This is a genomic window from Arthrobacter jinronghuae, assembly GCF_025244825.1.
GTDB lineage: Bacteria > Actinomycetota > Actinomycetes > Actinomycetales > Micrococcaceae > Arthrobacter_B > Arthrobacter_B jinronghuae.
Genome location: NZ_CP104263.1, coordinates 505,932 through 531,628 on the forward strand (window position 1 = coordinate 505,932; position 25,697 = coordinate 531,628).

The window sequence follows — 25,697 nt, forward strand, 5'->3', positions numbered from 1 at the left end:
CGTTCCCCCTACACTGGTGATGAGCTGAGCGGCCCCGGAAACGTGGCCGGCGTTGAGAGACATGAGGAAATATGACTGACCGGAACCCCAAGCCGACCAAGGCGGAACGCACTGCTGCTGCCCGCGAGCAGGCGCGCGCACTGCGCGAGGCCCAGCAGAAGAAGGAGCGGCGCAACCGTCTCCTGGTGATCTGGGGTGTTGTGGTGGCCATCGTGGCGGTCATCGCGATTGTGGGCGTGATTGTGTTTAACAGCATGGCCAAGGACGTGGCGAACACCGGCACTTCGCCGGCAAACGCCAACCAGTACGGCGGGTTTACCCTGACGTCGACCACCGCGCTGGAGCCCACGGAGACCTTCGACTTCGACACGGAGACGCTGCCGGCGGCACCGGAGGAAGCCGCAGAAGAGACTCCGATTCCGCCGGGGGTTGAAGCTGCGCCGGAGGGTGAGCCGGTCCAGGTGGTGGAATACGTGGACATCAACTGCGTGCACTGCGCGGACTTCGCCGCGACCTACGATGATCAGATCTCCCAGTGGCTGGATGCGGGCGAGATCACCTACGAATACCGCACCGTTGCATTCCTGGACCGTAACTCGGCCACCAATTACTCCTCCCGCGGAGCCAACGCTGCGGCATGCGTGGCGGACCAGAGCCCTGAGTCCTACTGGGACTTCATGAAGGCCATCTTCGCTCAGCACGCCGCCGGTGAAGTGAAGAACGCCGAGCTGGTGGACATGGCCGAGTCCGTGGGCGCCGACACCGAGGGCATGGAGGACTGCATCGACGACGGCACCTACCGTCCGTTCGTGAAGTACGCGGACCAGCTGGCCCGGGTGGACGGCATCAACGGCACCCCGACGGCCTTCGTCAACGGCGAGGAAGCGGACCTGAACGCCTTCGTGGAAACGGTCCAGGGCGCCATCGACGCCAACAAGTAAGCCTGACTTGGCCCGGCGTCCGTTCCCCGTGAAACCTTTCCGGTTTCACGGGGGCGGGCGCTCTGGGCTAATCTTGTCTAGCGCTGTTGTTCACACCCGTTTGTTCGGGCGGACGACGGCGGCGTGACTGGCTTGGACTTTTAGGCCGCCAGCCACGCCCCCTTAGCTCAGTTGGCCAGAGCACCTGTCTTGTAAACAGGGGGTCGCCGGTTCGAATCCGGCAGGGGGCTCCACGAAAACCCCTCCTGATTAGGCATAACGCCTGATCAGGAGGGGTTTTTCTTTGGGCTGCCGGCGATGCGACCGAGGTTCCGGACGCAGCAATCAGTGGAAACCGGTTCCTGATCCTGTTCCTGGCGGAACTTTGCACTTGAAGCGGAGGCGCCGGACCTGCCGGGACAAACGCGGCGGCCGCAGCCTACCCTTGCTACGGGGGTGAGGCAGAAGTGCTCAAGAAATGGATCAATGACTGGCGGTTCACGCGGGTCCTGACAATCGTCGCGCCTGTGGCCATGACCGTCTGGTTCTTCGGCGGCGCACCTGGCCCGGCCGTCGGTTTCTTTGCGCTGGGTGCCTCCTACGGGGTCCTTCTGTTCAGGGTGGTTTCGCTGTCCGTGCGCGCTTCAATGGTGATGGGCGGGGCCTTCACTCTGATCCTCATCGTGATGCTCCGCATGGAAGACATCTCTGGCATCCCAATGGAGGGCCCGGCGCTCATGGGATTCATCGCAGGCGGCATTGCCGGCGGACACCGGTGGTCCGGGAAGAAGGCCGGATCTGAAATCAGGCGCAAGCGGGAGCGTACCGCCGACGGCGGCTACACGGGCGGGTGGCAACTGGCGCTGATCAACGCAGCCTCCGCAGCCGTGCTGCTCGGTGCGCCCACAGCCATGCTCCTTGACGGTGTCACGGTGCAGACCCTCGCCGTGTCCCTGGCCATCGGTTTCGTCGGCGGGTGGGCGCTGGTCCGCTTTGTGAAGTCGTTCCAAACCCGGTTCATAATTCTCATTGCCATGTTCTTCGCCTTCATACCTGCACTGATCCTGGCCGGTTTCATTGGCTACGTAGACGCCGTATTCACCGGGCTGTTCGGCTTCCTCGCAGGCAGTTTGATCGGCGGCAGGTACTGGTGGGGCCCGCGGTTCGGCGCACCGCGCCCTCCATTCGCCGGCAAAACCAAGCGGCGGCGAAAGCGGAAGCGGAAGGCGAAGACTACTTCCTCAAAGCGCCCCGTCGAACTGTCGAAGGTGACTGCCTAAGGCGTCCGCCTAGATCGAAGCGAAGACCCACCAATTCCGCGGTTAATTGTCACGAGAAAATCCGCTGACCCGGCTGTTTTTCTTCGCCATAGCGGCACTGTCGAATTCATAGAGAATGTCTTCAGCCCGGCAGGAACAAAAAACGTGTTATTCTCCCAATTAATCAATCACGGGTTTCTACCCCCATGCCGAAACCCTATCCACGCTATCCCTTTTTTAGTGAACGATTCCGGTCGCAAATACTGTGGCACGGTCGTAGTTTCGGCATTCGGTAGAACTGGCGAATTCCAGATTTTGCCGGCTTTCCAGCCATAGGCAGTCCCCAAAGGCGCATGTTCATCTTGTGCGCCTGCCGGAGCATGCAAAGCGATCAATAAGCTGCACGGATTTCTCTCCGTCGTCCGGGATAAATCGTCAGGTTCGTTCACCGTCATTGACCCGAGCACCACCCGAAAGGACTCCCCGTGAGCTTCATTCCCAGGCCTGGCATCAAATCCGCCAAGGCTCTCACCGCCGTGCTGATGTCCGGCGCTCTGCTCTTCGGTGCGGGTGCTGTCCCCGCCGCGGCCACCGAGAATCAGACCTCCAACGCCGGAGACTCAGCGCTGCGGCCTGCCGCAGCTGCCGGCTTGCCGTTCAGCGACATCACGTGGGAGACGCAGTTCGCGGCGGAAATCGTGTGGGTTTCACGTAGCGGCATCTCCACAGGATGGCCTGATCACACATACCGACCGCTGCAGCCGGTGTCCCGCGAGGCAATGGCCGCCTTCATGCACCGCCTCGACGCGCTGAAGGGCGAGAAGGACGGTCTCGCCGACGCCTCTTTCGCGTTCTCCGATGTGGCCAACTCACAGTTCAAGGGGGAGATCGGGTGGCTGCTGGCTTCAGGCGTTACGACGGGCTACCCCGACAAAACCTTCCGCCCGGGCAATTCCGTAAACCGCGATGCCATGGCCGCTTACCTCTACCGGATGGCCGGCTATCCCGAGTTCACGCCGCCGAAGCAGTCACCCTTCGCCGATGTCAGCACGGACAACCAGTTCTACCGGGAAATCTCCTGGCTAGCCTCTACAGGCATCTCCACCGGCTGGGAGCAGGCCAACGGCACCCGGACGTTCGGTCCGGTGCAGCCGGTGAACCGAGACGCGATGGCGGCCTTCATGTATCGCTTTGCAGAAAAGGGATACGTCCCCAAGCAGTAGGCATTGAGGGAACGGCCACCGGGCTAAAAATCCGGTGGCCGTTCTTGTTTAGAGCCGCTGTTGTCGGAGATGACTCAACCCCGGTCAGGCCACCTCGCCGACCACCCATATGATGGAAAAGCAGAATCAGTGCGCACGTATTAGGAGTCTCCAATGGTTATGCCCCGGAACCTGTTCCTCGTCCGTCATGGACAGAGCGAAGCAAACGTTATGCAAAGGGCAGCCAAGGCCGGGGATCCGAGCCTCTACAACGAAGAGACCATGACCGTCCCGGACCGCTCGTGGCGGCTCACGGAACTCGGGGTCCAGCAGGCCAAGGTCGCCGGGGCGTGGATCGCCCGGCAGAATATAGAATTCGACCGCGCCATGGTCTCCGTTTACACCCGGACCCGCGAAACCGCCGCGCACCTCGGGCTGGACGTGCGCTGGGAAGAGAACCGGGTGATCCGCGAGCGTTCCTGGGGCGAAATCGGCTCCATGTCGAAGCAGGACTTCGCGCAGAAGTACTCGCAGAACGCCGCCTACCGCGAGAGCGATCCGTTGTATTGGGCTCCGCCCGCCGGGGAATCTATTGCCAACGTCGCCGAAAACCGGGTGCGCAACATCCTGAGCACCCTGCACCGCGAAAACGCCCGCGACAACGTCCTCCTGGTGACCCACGGTGAATTCATGTGGGCCACGCGCCTGGTGCTGGAGCGGTGGAGCGACGAGGAGTTCCTGGAACGGGACGCGGACAAAGAGCAGATGATCCACAACTGCACCGTCCTGCAGTACACCAGCACCGATCCGGCCAACCGGAACAACGTCCGCGAAAAGCTCAACTGGGTCCGCCGCTGCTGGCCGGTTCAGGTCGACGGCGAGTGGACCATGTTCGTCGGCGATTGGGAAGAGTTCGATCGGAAGTACTTCACCAGAGAGGATCTCCTGGAGCGGGCTGAAGCAAACCGGCATTTCCTCGAGGGTGCGTTCGGAAGCTGAACAGGTCCAACCGGCCTCCGCCCCTTTAATTCATTTATCTGCAATACTCGCCGTATGGGTGCATGGGGGAGTGGCATTTTTGCCAATGACACGGCGGCGGACATTCGCGGGGAGTACCGCGAACATCTCGAGGACCAGATTCCGGACGAGGAAGCGACGCGCCTGGTCATCGAATCGTTCGGTTATATGCTGCGCGAGGACAACGCTGCCGAGTTGTGGGTGGCGCTCGCGGCGGCGCAGTCCCAGGTGGGCAGGCTCGACGACGAGGTGAAAGCCGCCGCGGTTGATGTGATCGATCAGGGCAGCGGCCTCGAGGAGTGGGAGGAAGCGGGTCCGGAGGAACTCGCCGAACGTGTGGCGGCCCTCCAGGAACTGCGGAACCAGCTCACCGGGCCGCAACCGGCCCGAATGAAGCTCAGCCGGCGGTAGCCCGCCTGGGCGAGCCAGCAGCAGCGGCTCCGGACAGGACCTACGGCGTCCAACCAACCGTGTACCCCACGCTGACCCCGGGCTGCGGATCCGGGCCGCCCGGACCGAAGCCCGCACCGCCGTCGTCGCCGTCGCCTCCGGAACCGTCTCCGCCGGCGCCCAACAGGCTTCGGGTCAGCGCCTCTCCCTGGCCCAACAGTTCCTCGGCCGCAGCGGCCAGATGGGAATCGCCGGGTTTCTCACCGGCATCCACGGCCCGAAGCACGGCGCGGCGCACCAGCTCCCGGGCAAAGGACGCTGTCGCGCCTTCGGACTGCTCGGCCGCGGACTGCAGTGCGGCATCGGAGAACACCCCGGCGGGAGCATAGAGTTCCAGCAGCCGGACCCGGTTCTCGACGCCGGGCAGCGGGATCCGGACGGCAAGGTCCACCCGACCGGGCCGCTGCACCAGTGCCCGTTCGAGCGCCTCGGCGCGGTTGGTGGTCATCAGGAACACGACGTCGGCGTCCGCGTCCAACCCGTCCAGTGCGTCCAGAACCTCAAAGAGCAGCGGCTGCGGGCCGTGGCCCATGTTCCGGTCCTCGGCCACCAGGTCAATGTCCTCGAGAATCACCATGGACGGCGCCATGGCACGGGCCAGCCGTGCAGCCTCACCCACCATGTGCAGCGAATTCCCGGCCAGCAGGACAGCCGTCGTACCCTCGCTGGCGCTGAGCAGGTGGCGCACGGTGTGGGTTTTTCCGGTGCCGGGAGGGCCATAGAGCAAGACGCCGCGTTTCAGGTGCTGTCCATGCTCCCGCAGCACCTCCCGGTTCGCCGCGATGCCGAGCACATGGCGCCGCACGCGGTCGAGCACTTCACCCGGCAGAATCACTTCCTCCGCCGGCAACGACGGGCGGGCAAGGAACGTGACACCGGCGCCCTGCTGGCCGTACGGATCGAAGGCGAAAGAGACAACCTGGCCGCGCAGGATGCTGTTGGTGCGCAATTCTTCCTGCAGCTCAGCCAGGAAGCCCACGGCCGCTTCACGGTTCCGGCCGAGCACCGCCACGTCCGCTCCCGAACGTCCGTACTGGGGGTTGGCAGCGCGCTGCAGGACGGCAAGCGGAACACCTTCATAGGCGAACAACCGCAGCCCCAAGGCCACCACCTCACGGGTACTGTCCGGCCCGACGGCGAGGTTCACGAAATCGGGCTGGCCGACCCCAACGGGCCCGTACCCTTCCTGAACGATGTCGGCCAGGGATTGATGCTGGCGCTGCTGCCCGCCGCCCACCCCGATGAGCCGGGCCCCGGGATCCCGTCCGGCAATCTTCTCCATGGAAATGTCCAGGTCCGCGAACCGGTGAACGGGAACATCCTGCGACACGATGGGCACCTCGGCCGCGGGCACGCCGATGTGCTCCGTCAACACGTCAATGATGCGTTCCCTGCCGTCGTTTTGCGCCAGGTGCTCCCGTGAGAGTTCGATCGCGCGGTTGAAGTTGCTAAGGAATTCCCCGAGTTTTTCATCCATGCGGGCAGAGCCTAGCACCGGCGCAAAAAGGCGGTGCCTCCCCGGGAGGCACCGCCTTCAGTGTGTTGCAGAACTGCTTAGTACGGCTGCTTGAGCATTTTGTGCTGCCGGTACTGGCTCATCGCTTGGAAGTACTGCGGCGACGGCTTCCGGAACAGCATTGCCGTTGCGATAACCAGGGCCAGGACTGCCCACCAACCCAGCAGGCCAATATTGGTGATCAGGGTCAGCACTGAGATCCCTGTGTAAACGGCAAGCAGGATCCGGGCCCAGTTATGGCCTTTGCGGATGAAAATAGCGGCAACCAGAGTGATGGCGAGGCAGATGATGCCCAGAACCACCAGGATCATGACACCTGCCATGGGGACATCGGGGCCGGCTGCGTTCGCCAGGAGGATTCCGGCGGGAACGCTCAGAACGGTCAGGCCCAGAATGACCATCAGCAGAGTGAAAGCGGAATCCACCTGCTTCGGCCGCTGCGGCGGTACCAGAGGACCGGCCGGAGCGCCTGCCTGAGCGTAGGGAGCGCCTGCCTGAGCGTAGGGAGCGCCTGCCTGCGCGAAGGGCGGTCCCACCTGTGCGAAGGGCGGACCTGCCTGCGGAACCGGAGGCGCTGCCGGCCCGGGCGGAGTCTGGCCTCCGGGATACGCATTTGAGTTGTGGCTGTTGTTGTTGGCGCCCTGCGGCACTTGTTCGGACATGCTTCCCCCATAAAAGCCGGCTGATCCACGGCCGATTTGCCGCAGTACCTGCCAGCATAGGCGGCGGCGAACGAACTATGAAAAAGCTGCACGGAAAAGGGCCCTGCAGCTGCCGAGTGGCAGCTGCAGGGCCCTTTGCGGCCGGGGCCCGGTGGTCAGCCCACCATTTCCAGCAGCGCCGAATACGAGGACTGCGCACCCTCGCGGGTAGCGGCCAATGCGCCGGCGCGCGCCGCAAATTCGGCAGCCTGGACCAGCGAATCACCGGCGGCAAGCCGGGCAGCAGTACCGGCGGTGAATGCGTCCCCGCAGCCGGTGGTGTCCACCGCGGTCACCCGGGTGGGAGCGACGGCAGCAACACGGTCCGCACCGGCAGCGGTGCCGTCCAATACGACGGCGCCCTCTCCGCCGAGCGTGATGATGGTACGGCGCACGCCCAGGCGGGCCAGGGAAGCGATGACCCGTTCCCAGTCCGACGCCGGATCGGCCAGTCCCGTGACCAGCGCCGCTTCGTGGGCGTTGAGCAGCAGGACATCGGTCAAGGCGAGCAGTTCGGCGGGAACCTCCCGGTACGGCGAGAGATTCAGCAGCACCTGGGTGCCGGCGTCGTGCCCTGCCTGCGCTGCGGCGGCCACCGCTTCGAGCGGAACCTCCAAGCTCAGGCAGAGCACTGCGGCATCGTCTAACAGGTCCGCCGGGAGCTCGGCGCCGGTGACCGTGCCGTTGGCGCCGGGGGAGACGATGATGGTGTTCTCCCCGGCAGCGTCCACCACGATCATCGCGGTGCCCGTCGCAGTGCCGGTGCGGCGCAGGACGCGGGAGGCGTCTACGCCGGCGTCGGCTGCTGCCTTCAGCAGCAGATCACCGTGCCCGTCGGCGCCCACGGCACCGAAGAGCCGCACCTCGGCACCCAGCAGGGCAGCGGCAGCGGCCTGGTTGGCACTCTTGCCGCCCGGCACAATGACCAGTTCCGATCCGTTCAGGGTTTCCCCGGGGGAGGGGAAACGGTCGGTGCGGACGGTCAGATCGGCATTAAGCGAGCCGACAACTACAACTTTTCCGGCGGACATGCAGTGATTCTCCTTGGGTGGCGGACGGTCAGCGGTGGTCGGTCTCGGCCGGGGCGGCGTCAACCTCGGCATCGGCCGGCCTCGGAATGAGGAAGGACGAGGCCAGGGCCAGCGCCAGGATGACCAGTCCGGCAATGATACCGGCGTAGTACCCAGTGGATCCGGCGCCGTCGGCCGGGGTGGCAGCCGTCTTCACCGCGTAGATCACGGCGAAGCTCAGGCCAGCGCCCAGATTGAACGCACCGGCGTTGAGGCCGGGCAGGAAGCCGGGGTTCTCCTTCGGGGAGAGCACGATGCCCAGTCCGTTGAGCATGATGTTGCTGATGCCGGCGTAGGTGATGCCGATCAGCACGGATACGCCCAGCAGCCCCAGCCGGGAGTCGCTGCCGACTATCAGGAGCATCAGGGCCAGGGTGATGACGGAGCCGATCAGGCCGATCCGCAGCACCTTGCCGTAACCCCAGCTGGCGGCCAGCCGGCCGGCGAGGGGCCCCAGGAACAGGCCCGCGAGGGCGTACGGCGTAAGGGTCCACCAGGCGGACTCCTCGGCGCCCATGCCGAAACCGACAACGCCGTCCTGCGCCAGGGCCGGGATGATGCCGTTGATCACGGCAAAGACGCCGGTCATGGTCAGTAGCGTGGTCAGCAGCAGGGCCCAAGTGGAGCGCTGTTTCAGCAGATAGGTGGCCACGAGCGGCTGCTCGGTGCGGTTCTCCACCTTCCAGAACGCCACGAAGGCGACTACGCCAATGACGATCAGGGCGATGACCAGCGGCCAGTTGGCGTCCGCCAGTTTGCCCGCCTCATTGAACGCGGTCAGGAGCGTGCCCACGGAAATGACCAGCGGAACAACGCCCACCCAGTCCATCTTTTCCTTCTTTTCGGCCCGGGATTCGGGGGCCAGGAAGAAGAGCAGGGCCGTGGCGACCGCACCGACAATGGCCATGGCCCAGAAGACGGACGCGAACCCGTGGTTTTCCGCAAGGTAGCCGCCGGCGACGGCGTCGACCCCTGCGATGCCGCCGTTGACGGCGGTGATGACGCCCATCAGGGTGCCGTACAGCTTGGGATCGCGGATCTCCACGCGCAGCATGATCAGCGTCAGCGGCACCACCGGTCCCGAAACGCCCTGGATCAGGCGGGCCAGGAAGAGGACCTCGATGCTCGGTGCCAGGGCGGCTACCACGGAGCCGATGGTCAGGACCACCAGCATCCCGGTGAGGACCTTCTTGCGGCCGATGATGTCGCCGAGGCGCGGCAGGAACAGCGAGAACAGTGCGGCAGCGGTGAAGAACGCGGTCTGCGTCAGGCCCACTGCCGCCGAGGTGGTTTCCAGTTCCTCCTCGATGCTGACCAATGCGGGGGAGAGCATGGAGGCGTTGAGCTGGAACGCCACGCAGGCGGCCAGCAGGGCGGCCATCAGTGCGCCGACATTTACCCGTCGGCGGGCGGTTTCAGTCACGAGTTCACCTCGATTTTGGCTCGGGCGGCATCTGGTTCGGCTGCCTCCGGATCACCACTGATGTCAGCCGGCTTGGGGATGAGGAAGGACGTGGCCAGGGCCAGGGCCAGAATGACTGCGCCGGCAATGATGCCGCCGTAATAGCCCTCGGTGCCGGACCCGTCCGTCACCGTGGTTGCCGTCTTCGCGGCGTAAATCACGGCGAAGCTCAGGCCAGCGCCCAGGTTGAACGCACCGGCGTTGAGGCCGGGAAGGAAGCCGGGGTTCTCCTTCGGGGAAAGCATGACGCCCAGGCCGCTGAGCATCACGTTGCCGACGCCGGCATAGGTGATGCCGACCAGGATGGAAATAGCCAGCAGGCCCAGCTTCGAATCGCTCCCGACGACCGGGAGCATCAGGGCCAGCGCGAGGACGGAGCCGATGGTGCCGATCCGCAGCACCTTGGCGTAGCCCCAGCTGCCTGCCAGCCGTCCCGCGAACGGTCCCACGATGAGGCCGGCGAGGGCGTAGGGGGTGATGGTCCACCAGGCCGACTCTTCCGCACCCATGCCGAAGCCTACGGCGCCGTCCTGGGCCAGGGCCGGGATGATCCCGTTCATCACGGCGAAAACGCCGGTCATGGTCAGCACGGTGGTCAGCAGCAGGGCCCAGGTGGAGCGCTGCTTCAGGAGGTAAGTGGCGATGAGTGGCTGCTCGGTCCGGTTTTCGATCTTCCAGAACACCGTGAACGAGATGACGGAAATGACGATCAGGCCGATGACCAGGGGCCAGTTGGCTTCCGCCAACTTGCCGGCCTCGTTGAAGGCCGTGAGCAGGGTGCCGACCGAGATGACCAGGGGGACAACGCCCACCCAGTCCATCTTTTCCTTCTTCTCGGCACGGGATTCAGGGATCACGGCAATGACGAGGGCGGCGGCAATGACGCCGACGACGGCCATGGACCAGAAGATTGATGCGAAGCCGTGGTTCTGCGCCAGATAGCCGCCGGCAATGGCATCAACGCCGGCGATGCCGCCGTTGACTGCGGCAATGACGCCCATCAGGGTGCCGTAAAGCTTGGGGTCGCGGATCTCCACGCGCAGCATGATCATGGACAGCGCAACGGTGGGTCCGGAGACGCCCTGGATCAGCCGGGCCAGGAACAGGACCTCGATGCTCGGTGCGAGGGCGGCAATCACAGAGCCGATGGTCAGGACCACCAGCATTCCGCCGAGGACCTTCTTGCGGCCGATGATGTCGCCGAGGCGCGGCAGGAACAGGGAGAACAGTGCGGCGGCGGTGAAGAACGCCGTCTGGGTCAGGGCTACGGCAGCCGAAGTGGTGTTAAGTTCCTGCTCGATGGTGAACAGGGCGGGGGAGAGCATGGAGGCGTTGAGCTGGAACGCAACGCAGGCGGCCAGCAGAGCCGCCATCAGTGCGCCGACGCTCACCCGGCGGCGGGTCGTTTCACTCACAGTTCAACCTCGCCGATGCGCTGAAGGGCGTCCACAACCAGATCCCAGAACTTCCGGTGGTCCAGGTCCACGGCCACGGAGGTGTTGCAGTCTGCGGGGGCCGGCGCGCGGAAGTCCGCCACCGTCATCCCCAGTGTCAGGGTGCCGGTCAGTTCCACGTCCAGCGGGACGCGCCGGGTGGTCATGACGGAGGGGTCGATGACGTAAGCGACGGCGCAGGGATCATGCACGGGCGGGAAGTCGAAGCCCTGGGCATCCTTGTAGGCCTCGCCGAAGAAGTCGAGCAGTTCGCCGACGAACTTAGCGGGCTTCGTGCCGACGGCGGCGATGCGCTCGGCAACTTCGTCCGTAGCCAGTGCCTGGTGGGTGAGGTCCAGGCCGACCATGGTCAGCGGCCACTTCTCGTTGAACACGATGTGCGCTGCTTCGGGGTCGATCTTGATGTTGAACTCGGCCACGGCGGACCAGTTGCCTACGTGGTAGCCGCCGCCCATGAGGACGACTTCCTTGACCCGTTCGGCGATGCGCGGTTCCTTGCGCACGGCCATGGCGATGTTGGTCAGGCCGGCTGTGGGGACGAGGGTGACGGTGTTCGGCTCGTGTGCCATGACGGTGTCGATGATCAGGTCCACTGCGTGGCGGGAATCCAGTTCGAGGGTTGGCTCCGGAAGCTCGGGACCGTCCATGCCGGAGTCGCCGTGGATGTCCGGGGCGTTTTCGATCGTGCGGACCAGGGGCCTGTCACAGCCCGCTGCGAAGGGAATGCCTGTGATATTTGCGACACGGGCAATTGCCAGTGCGTTACGTGTCACCTTCTCCAGGGTCTGGTTTCCGACGACGGTTGTCACCGCCAGGAGGTCGATCTCCGGGCTGCCGTGTGCCAGCAGCAGGGCGACCGCATCATCATGCCCGGGATCGCAATCCAGGATGATTTTGTGGGGCATTACGTCTCCGCTTCGTTGAGGTTCTAGCTCCGGGACCGCAGTTCCGGCATTGCGGCGTCCGGCTCCGGTACTCCTGCAGCGGTCCGCAGCGGTGCGGACATGGGGGAGTGCCTGCGTGGCACCAGAATTAACGATATAGACGTATTGCGGACCACTCCGTCATGGCTCCTGCCGCGCACCGGCCGGAACTCCGTTCCGATTTGCCATCTGGCTGCGGGGAAATTATGCTGTCCGCCGCTCTTTCGCGGGCGGGGCGCGACTCCGGGCCACTGCCTCCCTTCCAGCATGACCGAACGCCCCGGACCCCACCAGACGGCAGCTTGATTTGGGTTGCCGGTGCGACCTATTCGGGGGATGTTCCCTGCTCCGATCGGGGAGTCAAAGACGGCAGCCCCGCTCCGGGGAGAGCGGGGCTGCCGAAGATGCCCTTCAGCTACTTACCACCGGACCTTTCGCTCCCGCGGTCCCTGCCTGGTGGTCGCACGGGTGGGCTTGTGGTCTTTGCCGAGACTCTGCCAGCCGGGCAGGGCGGTCTCCGGGGCAGAGCCCAGCTGCTGGGCGCTCGCCTCGCTCAGCCGTGCTTCGGCCGCGGGAGCGAGATGGATCTCGACGAGCGGCAATACGGGTTGTGGGGCTTCGGGCTTTTTCTCTTTGGGTACACGCATGGTGTCCTCCAATGGCTCTGGGCCGTTGAGGTTATGTCAGGGACACCGTCCGGGCGTGCCGAAGGCACACCGGTTCTACCGGGAGGTTTTGGCTGGGCAGACGGACGGACTCGGAGGCAGTGCCTCAACAAGCTCTAATGGATGGTGTCTGCGGTGGGTTCGAGCGCGCGACGCTACTCGAATATCAGTATTCCCATGCCGATGACCATAACAGTGCGCCGGTGCCCCGGATAGCCCTTTCCCAAAGAACCTGACGTATTAACGGTGACTTAATGGTGACGACGGCGGCACCTGGGCCGGTGCCGCCGTCGCGCGGTTTAGCGAAGGATTAGAAAGTCAGGACAATCCGGCCGCGCAGGCCGCCGGCCTCCAGCCTGCGGTGCGCATCGGCAGCCCGTTCGGCGGGCAGGACGTCCGCGATCCGCAGGCTGAGCAGGTCCGCTTCGGCCAGCGCCCGCAGCCGGTCCAGCTTCACCCCGGAGGAGTGCTCCTCGGCGACTCGGATCGGATGCACCGTAATGCCGCGGCCGGGATCCCCGTCCCACCCGCGTACGGTGGCGAACCCGCCGCCGTCGCGCACAGCGGCCGCTGCCAGCTCGTTCATCACCGCCGCATCCGCGACGGCGTCTACACCGTCGGGGAAAAGCTCCCGGATCCGGTCGGCAACGTCGTCGCCGCGTTCCACCACGTGGTCCGCTCCCAGTGCCGTTACGACCTCAGCGTCCCGCGGGGAGGCATCGGCAACAACAGTCAGTCCGGCCTCCTTGGCGAGCTGGATCAGATAGTTGCCGAGGGTTCCGGCTGCACCGGTGATCGCCAGGACCGAGCCTTCAGCAAGGTCCAGTTTCTCCAAGGTCTGCACCGCAGTCAGTCCGTTCATCGGCAGCGTGGCGGCGGCCTCCAGTCCGACGCCGGCCGGGATCCGTGCGATGGAGTCCGACGGTGCCACCAAGTACTCGGCATAGGCGCCCCGCCGTGAGGCCCGGGGCAGGGCCAGGGCCATGACTTCGTCGCCGATCCGCCAGCCGGCGCCCTCACCCACCTCGTCGACCGCTCCGGCAGCGTCCATGCCCGGGATATAGGGCGGCTCCTGCCCGCCCATGTCCTGGGCACCGGAGCGCAGCACGGTGTCGGTGGGGCTGACCGCGGCCGCGTGGACCCGGATGCGGACCTCGCCGGGGCCGGCATGGGGTTCGGGCACGTCGAGGACCTCCAGGACCTCGGGGCCGCCGAAGGCACGGATGCCAACAATCTTCATGGGGAACTCCTCTTACTTCTGCAGCGGGGCCGTGGGCCCCGGAATGATGCGCTGTTGTGCCAGCCGGTCGAAGAGCTCCAGGAACCGGTCTTCGGAGTCCAGGCAGTCGGCAAAACCTGCCTGGCGGGCCTTGATGGTGGAGGAGACGTTGTCGAACTCCGAGCGGAAAATGAAGTCGGCGAATTCCCAGCGCACCAGGTCTTCGTAAGGGATCTGTTCCAATCCGTACCGTGCGGTCATCTGCTCCCAGAGGGCACGGTACTGCGGCATGGCATCCGTCAGGGGCACGGGCTGTGGCTCTGCGTATTCCATGCCGAAGTACCTGGCGAAGGCCGGCCACAGCTGCCGCCAGCGGAACTGGTCGCCGTTGGTGATGTTGTAGATTTCCCCTGCGGCGGTGGGTTCCGAGCCTGCCCATGCGGCGGCGCGGGCCAGCAGCTCGGCGTCGGTGACCTGGTACAGGGCATCGTATGCCGCCACGGTGCCGGGGAAACGCAGCGGCTGGCCCAGTTCCTTGCTGATGCTGGCGTAGACCGCGATGGCCATCAGCAGGTTCATCGGGTTGCCGGTGGCGTAGCCGATCACGCCCTCGGGACGCAGCACGGTCAGGGTGAAGCCGCGCTCGGCGGCCACCTCGCGTAGCAGGTCCTCCTGGTCGTAGTAGAAGTTCGGCTGGATCAGCCGCGGATCCCGTTCCTTGGCCGGGGCGTTGAAGTAGCCCAGATGCGCGCCGTAGGCCTTTCCGCCCTGATAGAGCGTGACGTGGCGCAGCGGAGCTCCGGCGGCGTGCAGGCCGTCCAAGGTGTTGCGCAGGAGAGCGGTGTTGACCTCGGACAATTCGGCCGACGTCGGACGCTCAATGTAGGCACCGAAGACCAGATGGGTGGTGTCCGCCGCCGGGGCCAGGCCTTCGGGGGCCTTGCCGGCATCCAGCAGGTCCACGGACAGATGCTCCCAGTCTGCGCCGGGCACGGGGCGGCGGCTGGCTCCGCGTACCTTCCAGCCACGGCGGGCATACTCGTCCGCGGCATGCCGGCCGATCACTCCGCCGGCGCCGGCCACGAGCACGACGCCGGCTCCCGAGTCGTGGGGCGGCGCCGCGGTGCGGGCCTGGTCCTGTTCGATGATGCCGGGCGTCGGGTTGGCGCCGGCATGTGACTCGGCGGCTGCTTCAGGGAAGGTTTCCATGGGTTCTCCTGTTGATTCCGTAATACCTGGTCAACGGCCAGTACCTCGACGATATCGATCATCAGCGTGCTTATGAAAATCCCGGGGGTTGCCGCATGGGGCGGACAATCCATCAGGCCTGTTCCAGGTTCCGGTCCCGGCCGGCTGGTCCGCTCCCTTTTCCTCTTCGGCCTGGTCAACGGCTGGTCCTTTCCCAAAGAACCTGACGCATTAACGGTGACGACGGCGGCACCTGGGCCGGTGCCGCCGTCGCGCTGTTTAGCGAAGGATTAGAAAGTCAGGATCGTCCGACCCCGCAGGCCGCCGGCCTTATCGTGCTCCGGACACTTTGTATTCCTTCTGGTCGAACCGGAACATGAAGGCGGCCATGGCATCGCGCTTTACCGGCTCCAAGGCGCGGTAGGTGCGGGTTCCGTTGGCTTCGGTCCACCCGGTACTGATGCCTTGATCGGCCAGCCAGGCCATTTCCTTGTAAAACTGCTGGCCGGTGGTGACATCTGTAAAGGGCGAAATAGCCGGGGCGGTGTAGGCGGGGGAACCGGCCAAGCGGTACATGAAGGCGGCCATGGCGTCGCGCTTTACCGGCTCCAAGGCGCGGTAGGTGCGGGTTCCGTTGGCTTCGGTCCACCCGGTACTGATGCCTTGATCGGCGAGCCAGGACATTTCCTTGAAGAACTGTCCATTTACCGGCACATCCGCGAACGGGGGGACGTTCGGAGCAGCAAAGGACGGCTCGTCCGCAAGGCGGTACATGAATGCGGACATCGCATCACGCGCCACGGGATTTAGGGGACGGTACGTGCCGTCGTCCCAGCCAGTCGATATACCCTCAGCGGCCATCCAACGGATTTCCTCGGAAAACTGCATGTCAACCGGAACATCCTTGAACGGTGCTGTTACTGGCGTGGTGCTCCCTCGGACTATGGCGGTAGGGCTGGACGTAACCGCGGTACTGGCGTAGTCGGGTGCAGACCCAGTCACAGTGACAGTGATGGTGCTCCCGGAATCGCCGATGTCGAGCTTATATCGGCTCGACGTGGCCCCGGTTATGGCTTTGCCTCCACGGTTCCACTGGTAGGTGAACTGGACGCCCTTGTCCCAGGTCCCCGGGGCGGCGGTCAAGGTTTCGCCTACCGTGGGTGTTCCGGTGATGACGGGTCCGGACTGGTAGGCGACGGACCGGATGGTCACGTTGGCGGTGGGTGCCGTGGTGACGGAGGCGGAGGTGAATCCGGTTCTGCTGCCGGTAACCTTCGCGGAGATTCTAGTCCCAGTGTGGAAAGCGGTGAGTTTGAGGGATTTCCCGGTGGCACCCTCAATAGCCTTTCCGTCGCTCAGCCATTGATAGGACAGCGAAGCTTTGTCGCTCCATGTTCCCGGTTCGACGGTCAGTGTCTGTCCCTGGACTGCCGCTCCTGAGATGGCGGGCTTAACGAGGTTCTTGACCGTCTCGGCCGGCGCGGCGACAACTTGGACCGTCGGGTTGGACACGACCGTGAGCGGGTTGTAGCCGCGGGCTGAGGCCTGCACCGAAAAGGAGATGGCCGCGCCGATGTCTACAGGGACGGGTGTGTAGGAGGTGGCACCCTCGGCACCGCTTATTTCCATACCGTTACGGAGCCAGGTGTACTTAAGGACCGGATTCGCGTTCCAGCTTCCGGGATCCGGGACGATGGGTTTACCTACAATGGCCGTGACGTCTTTGATGGAGGGCTTTACCGTATAAGCCAGTTGCGGTGCCGGGATGTCGATAGTCAAATCAATGCTCTTCGGAGACATTCCGGAAACGCTTCCGGTGACAGTCACGGACGTATTCGTCTCAAAGTCTTGGATTACATGGGTGGGCCCGGTTTCGCCGGTACTCCACAGGTACGTCAGCGTTGCCCCGTCGGTCCATTTCCCAGGGGCAACGGTCAGTGTCTCACCCCATGCACGAATCCCGGTAATTGTGGGCTCCTCGAAGATTTCCACTGACGTGGGTCGCGCGATTACCGGGGTCGAAGCGGAAAAGACGGTTGTGGTGCGGTAACCAGGTGCCGTCGCTGTCACTCCCACCCAGATATTAGTGCCGGGGGCGTAATTGACTCGAAGTGTTGCCTCGGTGGCACCGGGAATCTTCCATAGTTCGGCATACCACTGATAGGTAAGCTGGGTTCCGGCCGGCCAGTTGGCTTCCTTCAACCCGAGGGTCTGTCCGTATGCTGCTGTTCCCAGGATGGCCGGTGTTTCGGCCGGCACGGGAGGCAGGGCGGTAGCGGCCAGGAACTCCTCTGCAGTGGCATAGGTCGCTTCCGGCACGGTGCGGTATGCATAGAAAGTTGTGGAACCCCAAAGCCGTTCCCGCCCGTCGGTGGAAAGGCCTATTCCAATAACGTTGTCTTCCAGGCGGCTCATATTTTCATTGTGGCGAGGGGAATTTATCCACTGCGTGACGAGGAGCGGCGCGTCGGTGGGGGAATTGTAGGCGATATTTTCGGAAGCTGAATAGAAGCCTGCCACCCGCAAATCTTCGTGGTGGCTGGTGGAATGCACCATTAAACCGGTATCGGCCATGTGCCGGGACCATTCCTGTGCAACGGCGGACGCGTTGACTCCTATGCGCAGGGCAGGAAGTCCCTTGCTCTTGCGGAACGTGTTGATTCCGTTGAAGACATCTATGATCTGTTGTTCGCTGGCTGTCCACGCTGCGGGTTTCAGCACCTGTGCCTCAGCGGCTCCTGCGGGAGCCGCCATAACCGGTGGCGCTGCGCTGACAGTTCCGAGCGTAATCAAAACAGCCATGAGAAAGGCACCGGCCGCCACTGCGGTCTTGTTCATGCCACGGCCGGGCAAAAAGGTTTTCCGGCGGAAGTGCATAAATGGTGCCTCTCGAAAAGGAAGTAAATAATAGGTTGCGGTAAAAGATGCGCGAATGGAAATGTACCAGCACCCAATAGGCTTTCACGTGCAACACGTTCCAAATACCGGGAATTTATTTATCGACGGATGGCAGGGCCTGCCGCGTAGGCTGGAAACGTGAACACTCTTACGCTTCCGGACCGCAGCTGGGCCGAAACCGCCATCCGACGCATCGAGGCCGAGGGGGCACGCTCAGCTGACACGCACCTGTTCCAGGTCCCGGTCCCGGCCGGTTGGTCCGTGCAGATCTACCTGAAGGATGAGTCCACCCACCGCACCGGCAGCCTCAAGCACCGGCTGGCCCGCTCCCTCTTCCTCTTCGGCCTGGTCAACGGCTGGATCACCGAGGGCACCACTATCGTGGAGGCTTCCAGTGGTTCCACTGCCGTCTCGGAGGCTTACTTCGCCCAACTCCTGGGACTGCCGTTCGTGGCCGTGATGCCGCAGACCACCAGTGCGGAGAAGATCCGGCTGATCGAGCACTACGGCGGGCGCTGCCACTTCGTCCAGGAGCCTTCCGAGGTGTACGCCGCTGCGGAGGGCGTAGCGGCCAGCACCGGCGGGCACTACATGGACCAGTTCACGTATGCCGAACGCGCCACCGACTGGCGGGGCAACAACAATATTGCCGAGTCGATCTTTTCCCAGATGGCCCAGGAGGACCATCCGCTGCCGGACTGGATAGTGGTGGGTGCCGGTACCGGCGGGACAAGTGCAACAATCGGCCGCTATATCCGCTATCACCGGTATCCCACCCGGCTGGCAGTGGTGGACCCGGAGAACTCCGCATTTTTCCCGGCCTGGCAGAACCCGGGGGAGCCGGCGGCCGGAAGGCCCTCCCGGATTGAGGGTATTGGCCGGCCCCGGCCGGAACCCAGCTTCGTTCCGGCGGTAATCGACCATATGATCCAGGTTCCGGACGCGGCATCGGTTGCCGCCTCGCGGCACCTGCGGCGGCTCACCGGACTGCATGCGGGACCCTCCACCGGCACCAATCTCTGGGGTGTCTGGCAGTTGGCCGCAGCAATGGAAGCGGCCGGCCGTGCCGGAAGCATCGTCTCGCTTGTGTGCGACTCGGGGGACCGGTACACCGCGTCCTACGGCGACGACGCCTGGTTGGAGTCCCGCGGGCTGGATCCGGCCCGGGCCACGGCCGTGCTGGAGGAACTGTTCCGGACCGGGCGGTGGCCTGCGGGCTGATCCGCTCCGGGCGGACCGCGGCCGGAGCAATGGCGGCAGGCACCGCTCCTTGATCGTTATTGAGAATTGTTGACAATCGTGTTTACCAAAAATACCGTGTGTGTGACCTAGCTAACTTTTTACACGGAAACCGGGGAATGACAATGAAGCCAATTCTTAGGGTGCTCGCCGCCTCCACTGCGGTCCTGGCTCTGGCCGCCTGCGGCTCGGGGTCGCCCAGCGGGGAGGCCGAAGACACCGGCGAGGCCGGTGGCGGTGAGCTCACCCAGGTGACGGTCGGAGTCATTCCCATCGTCGATGTTGCCCCCATCTACCTCGGCGTCCAGGAAGGCTTCTTCGAAGAGGAAGGCCTGGAGCTGGAACTGCAGCCGGCCCAGGGCGGCGCGGCCATTGTTCCGGCCGTCATGAGCGGCAGCATGGACTTCGGCTTCAGCAACATTTCCTCGATGCTGGTGGCCAAGTCCAAGGGCCTGGATGTGCAGGTGGTGGCCGCTGGAGCGGCGTCGACAGGCGAGGACGGCGCCGATTTCGGCGGCATCCTGGTCAACCCGGATGCCGGGATCGAGACGGCGGCGGACCTCGCTGGCAAGAAGGTCGCCGTCAACACGCTCAACAACATCAACGACACCACCGTCCGGGCCTCCGTGCGCAAGGCAGGCGGTGACCCGTCGGGCATCGAGTTCGTGGAACTGGCCTTCCCCGATATGCAGGCTGCCCTGGAACGCGGCCAGGTGGACGCCATCCAGGTGGTGGAGCCCTTCCTGACCGGCGGCCAGAACGCCGGGTCCACGCCAATCGCTTCCAACTACGTGGATACCGCGGAGGACCTGACCGTCGCAGGCTACTTCACGACGTCGGCGAAGGCCGAGGACGATGCCGAGACGGTGGAGAAATTCACGGCGGCCATGAACAAGTCCTTGGAATACGCGGAGGAGAACCCGGACGCCGTCCGCGAGGTCCTGCTCACCTACACGAAGATCGACGCCGAGACCGCGAAGGCACTCACCCTGCCCAGCTTCACCACGGAAATCAATCGTGCCGGCGTGGAAACGCTTGCGGAGCTTTCGCTCAGTGACGGTTTGATCAGTGAAGAGCCGAAGCTGGATGAGTTGCTGCCGTAATGAGTACTGACGTGCTGGAACCCGGCCGGGCTGCGCAGCCACGCGCAGCCCGGCCGGGTGCGCGCCGCCCAGTGCCGAAGCCGGTGCTGGGCCTGGCCGGGGTCCTTGGCTTCCTGCTGATCTGGGAACTGGTTCCACGAGTCGGCCTGGTCCAGCCCCGCTTCCTGCCCCCTGCCTCGGAAGTCATCATCGCCCTCGTCCGGGACTTCGGGCTGACTGCCTTCTGGGTGGCCGTGGGGCACACCCTGATGGCCTGGGCCATCGGCCTGGCAGCCGCCGTCGTCGCCGCCGGCATCCTGGGCCTGGTGATCGGCATGAGTCCGTTCCTGCGCCGCTTTACCAACTCCACCATCGAGTTCCTGCGCCCGGTTCCCTCCGTTGCGCTGATCCCGCTGGCCGTGCTGCTGTTCGGCGTCAAAATCGAATCTTCTTTGATGCTGATCATCTATGCCTGCTTCTGGCAGGTGCTGATCCAGGTGCTCTACGGGGTGGCCGACGTCGACAATGTGGCAACGCAGATAGCACAGTCCTACGGCTTCTCCAAGCTGCAGCGGATCCGGCACGTGGTGTTTCCCACCGTGCTGCCGTACCTGATGACGGGCATCCGTCTCGCGGCCTCCGTGGCGTTGATCCTGGCCATCACCGCCGAGCTGATCATTGGCTCGCCCGGACTCGGGCGTGAGATTGCCGATGCCCAGTCCGGCGGTGCCATCTCCGGCATGTACGCGCTGGTGCTGGCCACCGGCCTGCTGGGCGTGGCGATCAATATCGTGATGCGCCAGGTCGAGCAGCGCCTGCTGTCCTGGCATCCGTCCGTCCGCGGAGAGGTGGTGCTGTGAAGACGCTCAAGAGTCTTGCCTACGTGGTTGCGCTGCCCCTGCTGCTGGTGCTCCTCTGGTGGGCTTCCACCCGCGGCGAACCGAACTTCTTCGTGCCCACACCCTCCGCCCTGGTGGATGTCTTCGGTCCCACCTGGTTTGAGGGGCGGATCACCGGGGATGTCCTGCCGTCGGTGGGGCGGCTGCTCGCGGGGCTCGCCATCGCGATCATCCTGGGCATCGTCGTCGGGCTGCTGGTGGGCCTGAACCGGACACTGCGGGCGCTGACCGAGCCCGTGTTCGAGTTCTTCCGTGCCCTGCCGCCCCCGGTGCTGGTTCCGGTGCTGATCCTGCTGGTGGGCCTCAACGACGGCATGAAGGTTGCCGTGATTGTGGTCGGCTGCATCTGGCCGGTGCTGTTGAACACCATCGAAGGGGTCCGCTCCATCGACCCGGTGCAGAACGAAACGACCCGGTCCTACGGCATTTCCGGGCTGAACCGGATCCGCTACCAGGTGCTGCCTTCAGCCGCACCGACGATCATGGCAGGCATCCGGCAGTCGCTGTCCATCGGCCTGATCCTCATGGTCATTTCGGAGATGTTCGGTTCCTCCTCGGGGCTGGGCTTCACTATCCTGCAGTTCCAACGGTCCTTCGCCATCCCGGAAATGTGGTCCGGCATCCTGGTGCTCGGCCTGATCGGCCTGGCCCTGTCCCTGATCTTCCAATGGTGCGAACGGCGCGTGCTGCGCTGGTACCACGGCCTTAAAGAGGTAGAAAATGCAGCCTGACGCCATCTCCGCCAAAACAACTCCGGCGCCGGCGGGCGCCACACCGTCCGGGCGTACCCTGCCCGAAGGGGAAGCGCTGCTTTCGGTCCGCGGGCTGAAAAAGGTCTACTCCACCGACGGCGGCCCCATCGAAGCCGTCCGCAACCTCACCTTCGACCTGGGCCACGGCGAGCTGGCCTGTCTGGTCGGTCCCTCCGGCTCCGGCAAAACCACCCTGCTCAAGTGCATCGCGGGACTGCTTGGAGCCACCGAGGGCGAAGTGCTGCTGGACGGCAAGAAGGTGACGGCACCGCCCAAGAAAATGGCTGTGGTGTTCCAGGAATACGGCCGTTCCCTGTTTCCCTGGCTGCGGGTTGCGGACAACGTGGAACTGCCCCTGAAGAACGCCGGCGTGCCCAAGGCGGAACGCCGGCAGCGGGTTGCCGACGCGCTGGAAGCGGTGGGACTGGAGCACGTGCCCAAGTCCTATCCCTGGCAGCTGTCCGGAGGCATGCAGCAGCGGGTGGCCATTGCCCGCGCGGTGGCATACCAGCCGGAGGTGCTGCTGATGGATGAGCCGTTTGCCGCCGTCGACGCCCAGACCCGTGCCGATCTGGAGGACCTTACCCGGCGGCTGTGGAAGGACCTGGGCATGACCATCCTGTTCGTCACGCACGACATCGACGAATCCGTGTACCTCGGTGAACGCGTCATCATCCTGTCCTCCTCGCCAACCGTGGTGCAGGAGGATATCCGAATCGATCTCCCGGAGGACCGCGACCAGCTGGAGACCCGGGGAATGCCGCGCTTCACGGAACTGCGCCACCACGTCTACGAGCAGATCCAGCTCGCCAAGAAGGGCCACCGGCCGGACGCGGCGCGCTGAATCCGCTAGAACAAACGACTTACGGCCCCTCCCGGGAAGGAGGGGCCGTAAGTCGTTATACCGGGGTCAGTCGGCGGGAAGCTCCACCGGGGGAGTGCCGTGGGTATGGAAGGTGTCGATGGTCTTCATGCCCCAGGCCTGGCCCTTGGCACGCTCGGCCTCGGTCCATTCGATGGTCTTCCAGTCCGGCGCCAGGATCAGGCGGGCACCGGCATTGCAGAATTCGATCCGGTTGCCGCCGGGTTCATACACGTACAGGAAAAAGGTCTGCTGGATGGCGTGCTTGTGCGGCCCCGTTTCGATGTGGATGCCGTTTTCCAGGAAGATGTCCGCAGCCTTGAGGATGTCTTCGCGGGTGTCGGTGGCGAACGCGACGTGGTGCAGCCTGCCGCTGCTGCCGGTCCAGTCACCGCTGTAAACCAGGTCATAGGACTTGTTGGAGAAGGTAAACCACTGGCCGGAAAGCCGGCCGTTGTCCAGCCGGATCTGTTCGGTGGGCTTGCCGCCCAGCACCTCTTCCACAAACCGGCCGTTCTCGGCAACGTCTGCGCCGAGGAAGTTCACATGGTCCAGCCGGCGGGCATTCACTCCGCGGCCCGGGAAGCGGTCCGCCTGGTTCTTCAGGGCCGGCCGGGACTCCTCGGTGGGTACATGCCATTCGCTCTCGAAATAGATGTCCATCGGATGCCCGTCCGGATCCGTGAAGGCGTAGGTCTTGCCCATGCCCGGGTCGCCGTCGTGCCAGCCGATCCCGCGTCCTGCCGCTTCGATGGCGGCGACCCGGCGCTGCAGGGCCTCTTCGCTGGCGGCACGCAGGCCCAGGCGTCCGACGCCGGAGGTCTCGTGGGCGGTCAGCTTGATGGTGTGGTGTTCGTAGTCATCCCACGCGTGCAGGTAGGCCGAATCGCCGTCGCGCGCGACTTCGCGCATTGCCAGCAGTTCGGTGAAGAACCAGAGGCTCTTGTCAAAATCCGGGGTATAGAGTTCCACGAAGCCCAAATGGGCAACGTCGCGAAAAGCATTAGGCATTGCGGTTTCCTTTGCGGTCTGCTCAAACGGCACGGGCTTCGTTGCCGGTCTGCCGGTCCCGAAGCAGTGCTGAGAGTCAACCAGCGGCTCCAAGTATTGTCAACAATTTCGCAGCCAATGCGGGTCAGTCGGCGTCGGCGCCGTCCGCAGCCAGCGCGGACAGCCAGCTGAACGTGCCTTCGGTCATCCAGGCGGGCGTGCCAAGCCCGCGGAGGTAAGCCAGCGAGTCTTCAACCTCGTGGGCGCGCCGCACGGCGTGTGTCTGCGACCCCTGAAGGAGGCGGGTCACCAGGTCCGGTCCGTCCGGCCCCAACTCCCCGGCGATTTCCGCCAGGAGCCATTCCTCCGCGCCGGCCGCCCTCCCTGCGGCCCGGCACTCCAGCACCAGACCGGCCAGCCCCTTCATGAAGACGCTGCGCAGCAGTTTGCGGCCTGCCGCGGCCCCGGGGGCGCCGGGGATCGTTTCCACGGGACTGCCGAAGCCTTCCATCAGGGCGGCAAACCTGTCCGCCGCGGTGCCGCTGACCAGGAGCGGGGTTCGGCTGCCGGCGCGGGGGACCGGTGCCATTACGGCCACGTCCACCAGATCCACCCCGTGGCCTGCGGCGAGTTCGGCGAGTCCGGCTTTGTCCTCCGGGCCGGCGGTGTTGAAATCCGCGAACACTGCGTTGGCTGGAAGCAGCGGCAGTGCCTGCTCCGCGACGCTGCGGGCGGCGGCGGCGCCGACCAGGCTGATGACCAGATCGGTTCCGTCAACGGAATCGGCGAGCGAGCCGAACTGGTGGATGCCGGCGTCCCGTGCGTCGGTGTAGGGGTCGTAGCCGCGTACATCTGCCCCGGCCTCCGCCAGTCCAAGGGCATACAGGCGTCCGGCTTCACCCAGGCCCAGTACGGTCACCGCAGTCATGGTCGTGTCCTCTCGTAGCTGTCCGCCGATTATTGCCATGATTGTCAACAATTCCAAGCTGCGGCTGCGGAGGACCCGTCAATGCAGTGATAACTTTGCGTGATACTAAAATGAGAGCGGGCGGGGTGCCTTTCCGCCGAGGAGTTTCCAATGACAGCAGATGCAGCAGCGACCACGAGTAACGCTGCGCAGGTGGCGGACGCAATCCGCACCGCAATTCTTGACGGCGAGCTAGTGCCGTCCCAGCGGCTTGTGGAGGCGGACCTGTGCACGCAGTTCAAAGCGAGCCGCAGTGCGGTCCGCTCCGCCCTTGCCGAACTCGCCGTCGAAGGCGTGGTGGAGCGGGTGCAGAACCGCGGGGCCCGCGTGCGGTCGGTGCCCGTGGAAGAGGCCGTGGAGATCATTGAAGTCCGCGGCGTGCTGGAGGCGCTGTGTGCCCGCAAAGCAGCGGAGCGGATTGACGCCGGGCAGGTCGCCGAACTCCGGCAGATGGCCGACGATATGGCGTCCGCCGTAAAGTCCGGAGAGTTGATGCGCTACTCGGAGATCAACTCCAAGCTCCATCGGCGGATCGTGGAAATCAGCGGCCAGGGAACCGCCGGGGCCACCATCGAAAGGCTGCGGGCACAGAATGTGCGCCACCAGTTCCGGCTGGCGGTCCAGCCTGGGCGTGCCAACGTTTCGCTGCCGGAACACGTGGACATCATTGAGGCCATCTGCACCGGGCAGGGCGAGCAGGCCGCCCGGATGATGGAGGCCCACATGGTGAGCATTGCCGATGCCATCCGCCGGACAGGCTCTGCATCCGCGCACTAAGCCGAGTTCCCGCCAACCGAGCGCGCGGCGCGGTTAGCGGCTGCGGCAGCACGGATGAGGACCACCGTCTGGAAGAGAAGGGCCAGAAGGGCAACGCCGTTACCTGTCGGACCGCCGGCCAGCAGCTGCACGGCCAGCGCTGCCGAGAGTCCGAAACCAGCAACGGGCCACATTTTCTTCACTAC

General features: G+C 64.7%; 24 protein-coding genes and 1 tRNA gene. 12 read left to right on the top strand and 13 right to left on the bottom strand.

Annotated elements, in window-relative coordinates:
* Window positions 1–71: 71 nt before the first annotated feature.
* From N2K98_RS02430 to N2K98_RS02455, 6 genes are all read left to right on the top strand, one after another.
* Complete coding sequence (locus tag N2K98_RS02430; RefSeq protein WP_255798187.1) at window positions 72–941, top strand: DsbA family protein; 870 nt, start codon at window positions 72–74, stop codon at window positions 939–941.
* A 156-nt stretch (window positions 942–1,097) separates the two neighbouring features.
* Window positions 1,098–1,174: transfer RNA gene (locus N2K98_RS02435), tRNA-Thr, on the top strand.
* A gap of 213 nt (window positions 1,175–1,387) precedes the next feature.
* Window positions 1,388–2,200, top strand: coding sequence for a hypothetical protein (locus tag N2K98_RS02440; protein ID WP_255798188.1), 813 nt, complete (start codon window positions 1,388–1,390; stop codon window positions 2,198–2,200).
* A gap of 464 nt (window positions 2,201–2,664) precedes the next feature.
* The gene (locus N2K98_RS02445; RefSeq protein WP_255865879.1) at window positions 2,665–3,402 is read left to right on the top strand and encodes an S-layer homology domain-containing protein; all 738 of its coding nucleotides are present in this window, start codon (window positions 2,665–2,667) and stop codon (window positions 3,400–3,402) included.
* A 153-nt stretch (window positions 3,403–3,555) separates the two neighbouring features.
* Complete coding sequence (locus N2K98_RS02450) at window positions 3,556–4,380, top strand: histidine phosphatase family protein (protein ID WP_255798190.1); 825 nt, start codon at window positions 3,556–3,558, stop codon at window positions 4,378–4,380.
* Between the two features lie 54 nt (window positions 4,381–4,434).
* Window positions 4,435–4,809, top strand: coding sequence for a DUF4259 domain-containing protein (locus N2K98_RS02455; RefSeq protein WP_255865880.1), 375 nt, complete (start codon window positions 4,435–4,437; stop codon window positions 4,807–4,809).
* 40 nt (window positions 4,810–4,849) lie between these two features.
* Here the strand turns inward: N2K98_RS02455 and N2K98_RS02460 are convergent, their stop codons facing one another.
* The 10 genes from N2K98_RS02460 to N2K98_RS02505 form a co-directional block, all read right to left on the bottom strand.
* Window positions 4,850–6,325 carry an AAA family ATPase gene (locus N2K98_RS02460; RefSeq protein WP_255865881.1) on the bottom strand — a complete coding sequence of 492 codons (1,476 nt, stop codon included), beginning with the start codon at window positions 6,323–6,325 and terminating at the stop codon, window positions 4,850–4,852.
* 77 nt (window positions 6,326–6,402) lie between these two features.
* Entirely contained in the window at window positions 6,403–7,026 is a 624-nt protein-coding gene (locus N2K98_RS02465) for a hypothetical protein (protein WP_255865882.1), read from the bottom strand.
* Window positions 7,027–7,181: 155 nt separating this feature from the next.
* A complete protein-coding gene (locus N2K98_RS02470) occupies window positions 7,182–8,096 on the bottom strand; it encodes a ribokinase (RefSeq protein ID WP_255865883.1) in 915 nt (304 codons plus the stop codon).
* A 28-nt stretch (window positions 8,097–8,124) separates the two neighbouring features.
* A complete protein-coding gene (uriT, locus tag N2K98_RS02475) occupies window positions 8,125–9,558 on the bottom strand; it encodes a uridine transporter UriT (protein WP_255798195.1) in 1,434 nt (477 codons plus the stop codon).
* Window positions 9,555–11,012, bottom strand: a complete 1,458-nt coding sequence (uriT, locus tag N2K98_RS02480; protein WP_255865884.1) for a uridine transporter UriT — start codon at window positions 11,010–11,012, stop codon at window positions 9,555–9,557. Before uriT (N2K98_RS02480) ends, uriT (N2K98_RS02475) begins: the two co-directional genes overlap by 4 nt.
* A complete protein-coding gene (uriH, locus tag N2K98_RS02485; RefSeq protein ID WP_255798197.1) occupies window positions 11,009–11,956 on the bottom strand; it encodes a uridine-preferring nucleoside hydrolase UriH in 948 nt (315 codons plus the stop codon). Before uriH ends, uriT (N2K98_RS02480) begins: the two co-directional genes overlap by 4 nt.
* Window positions 11,957–12,393: 437 nt before the next feature.
* Window positions 12,394–12,621 carry a hypothetical protein gene (locus tag N2K98_RS02490; RefSeq protein ID WP_255798198.1) on the bottom strand — a complete coding sequence of 76 codons (228 nt, stop codon included), beginning with the start codon at window positions 12,619–12,621 and terminating at the stop codon, window positions 12,394–12,396.
* 328 nt (window positions 12,622–12,949) lie between these two features.
* Window positions 12,950–13,879 (bottom strand): NADP-dependent oxidoreductase, encoded by a 930-nt coding sequence (locus N2K98_RS02495; protein WP_255865885.1) that lies wholly within the window; start codon window positions 13,877–13,879, stop codon window positions 12,950–12,952.
* Window positions 13,880–13,891: 12 nt separating this feature from the next.
* On the bottom strand, window positions 13,892–15,067 hold the full coding sequence (locus N2K98_RS02500) for an SDR family oxidoreductase (protein WP_255865886.1): 1,176 nt from the start codon (window positions 15,065–15,067) through the stop codon (window positions 13,892–13,894).
* 309 nt (window positions 15,068–15,376) lie between these two features.
* Window positions 15,377–17,884: a CAP domain-containing protein gene (locus N2K98_RS02505; protein WP_255865887.1), complete on the bottom strand. Its 2,508-nt coding sequence runs from the start codon at window positions 17,882–17,884 to the stop codon at window positions 15,377–15,379.
* 198 nt (window positions 17,885–18,082) lie between these two features.
* Here N2K98_RS02505 and N2K98_RS02510 point away from each other — a divergent pair, with 198 nt between their 5' ends.
* From N2K98_RS02510 to N2K98_RS02530, 5 genes are all read left to right on the top strand, one after another.
* A complete protein-coding gene (locus tag N2K98_RS02510; protein ID WP_255865888.1) occupies window positions 18,083–19,165 on the top strand; it encodes a PLP-dependent cysteine synthase family protein in 1,083 nt (360 codons plus the stop codon).
* A 143-nt stretch (window positions 19,166–19,308) separates the two neighbouring features.
* Window positions 19,309–20,286 (top strand): ABC transporter substrate-binding protein, encoded by a 978-nt coding sequence (locus tag N2K98_RS02515; protein ID WP_255798203.1) that lies wholly within the window; start codon window positions 19,309–19,311, stop codon window positions 20,284–20,286.
* Window positions 20,286–21,125 (top strand): ABC transporter permease, encoded by an 840-nt coding sequence (locus N2K98_RS02520; protein WP_255865889.1) that lies wholly within the window; start codon window positions 20,286–20,288, stop codon window positions 21,123–21,125. Before N2K98_RS02515 ends, N2K98_RS02520 begins: the two co-directional genes overlap by 1 nt.
* A complete protein-coding gene (locus N2K98_RS02525; protein WP_255865890.1) occupies window positions 21,122–21,895 on the top strand; it encodes an ABC transporter permease in 774 nt (257 codons plus the stop codon). Before N2K98_RS02520 ends, N2K98_RS02525 begins: the two co-directional genes overlap by 4 nt.
* Window positions 21,885–22,760 carry an ABC transporter ATP-binding protein gene (locus tag N2K98_RS02530; protein ID WP_255865891.1) on the top strand — a complete coding sequence of 292 codons (876 nt, stop codon included), beginning with the start codon at window positions 21,885–21,887 and terminating at the stop codon, window positions 22,758–22,760. The genes N2K98_RS02525 and N2K98_RS02530 overlap by 11 nt, the downstream gene beginning before the upstream one ends.
* A 66-nt stretch (window positions 22,761–22,826) precedes the next feature.
* Here N2K98_RS02530 and N2K98_RS02535 read toward each other — a convergent pair whose 3' ends face one another.
* Both N2K98_RS02535 and N2K98_RS02540 read right to left on the bottom strand, forming a co-directional pair.
* On the bottom strand, window positions 22,827–23,789 hold the full coding sequence (locus N2K98_RS02535; RefSeq protein WP_255865892.1) for a catechol 2,3-dioxygenase: 963 nt from the start codon (window positions 23,787–23,789) through the stop codon (window positions 22,827–22,829).
* A gap of 124 nt (window positions 23,790–23,913) precedes the next feature.
* Entirely contained in the window at window positions 23,914–24,696 is a 783-nt protein-coding gene (locus tag N2K98_RS02540; RefSeq protein WP_255865893.1) for a DUF1932 domain-containing protein, read from the bottom strand.
* A 150-nt stretch (window positions 24,697–24,846) separates the two neighbouring features.
* Here N2K98_RS02540 and N2K98_RS02545 point away from each other — a divergent pair, with 150 nt between their 5' ends.
* Complete coding sequence (locus N2K98_RS02545) at window positions 24,847–25,512, top strand: GntR family transcriptional regulator (RefSeq protein WP_255798209.1); 666 nt, start codon at window positions 24,847–24,849, stop codon at window positions 25,510–25,512.
* On the opposite strand, the gene N2K98_RS02550 is transcribed toward N2K98_RS02545, so the two are convergent.
* The gene (locus N2K98_RS02550; RefSeq protein ID WP_255865894.1) at window positions 25,509–25,685 is read right to left on the bottom strand and encodes a hypothetical protein; all 177 of its coding nucleotides are present in this window, start codon (window positions 25,683–25,685) and stop codon (window positions 25,509–25,511) included. The genes N2K98_RS02545 and N2K98_RS02550 overlap by 4 nt on opposite strands.
* Window positions 25,686–25,697 lie beyond the last annotated feature (12 nt).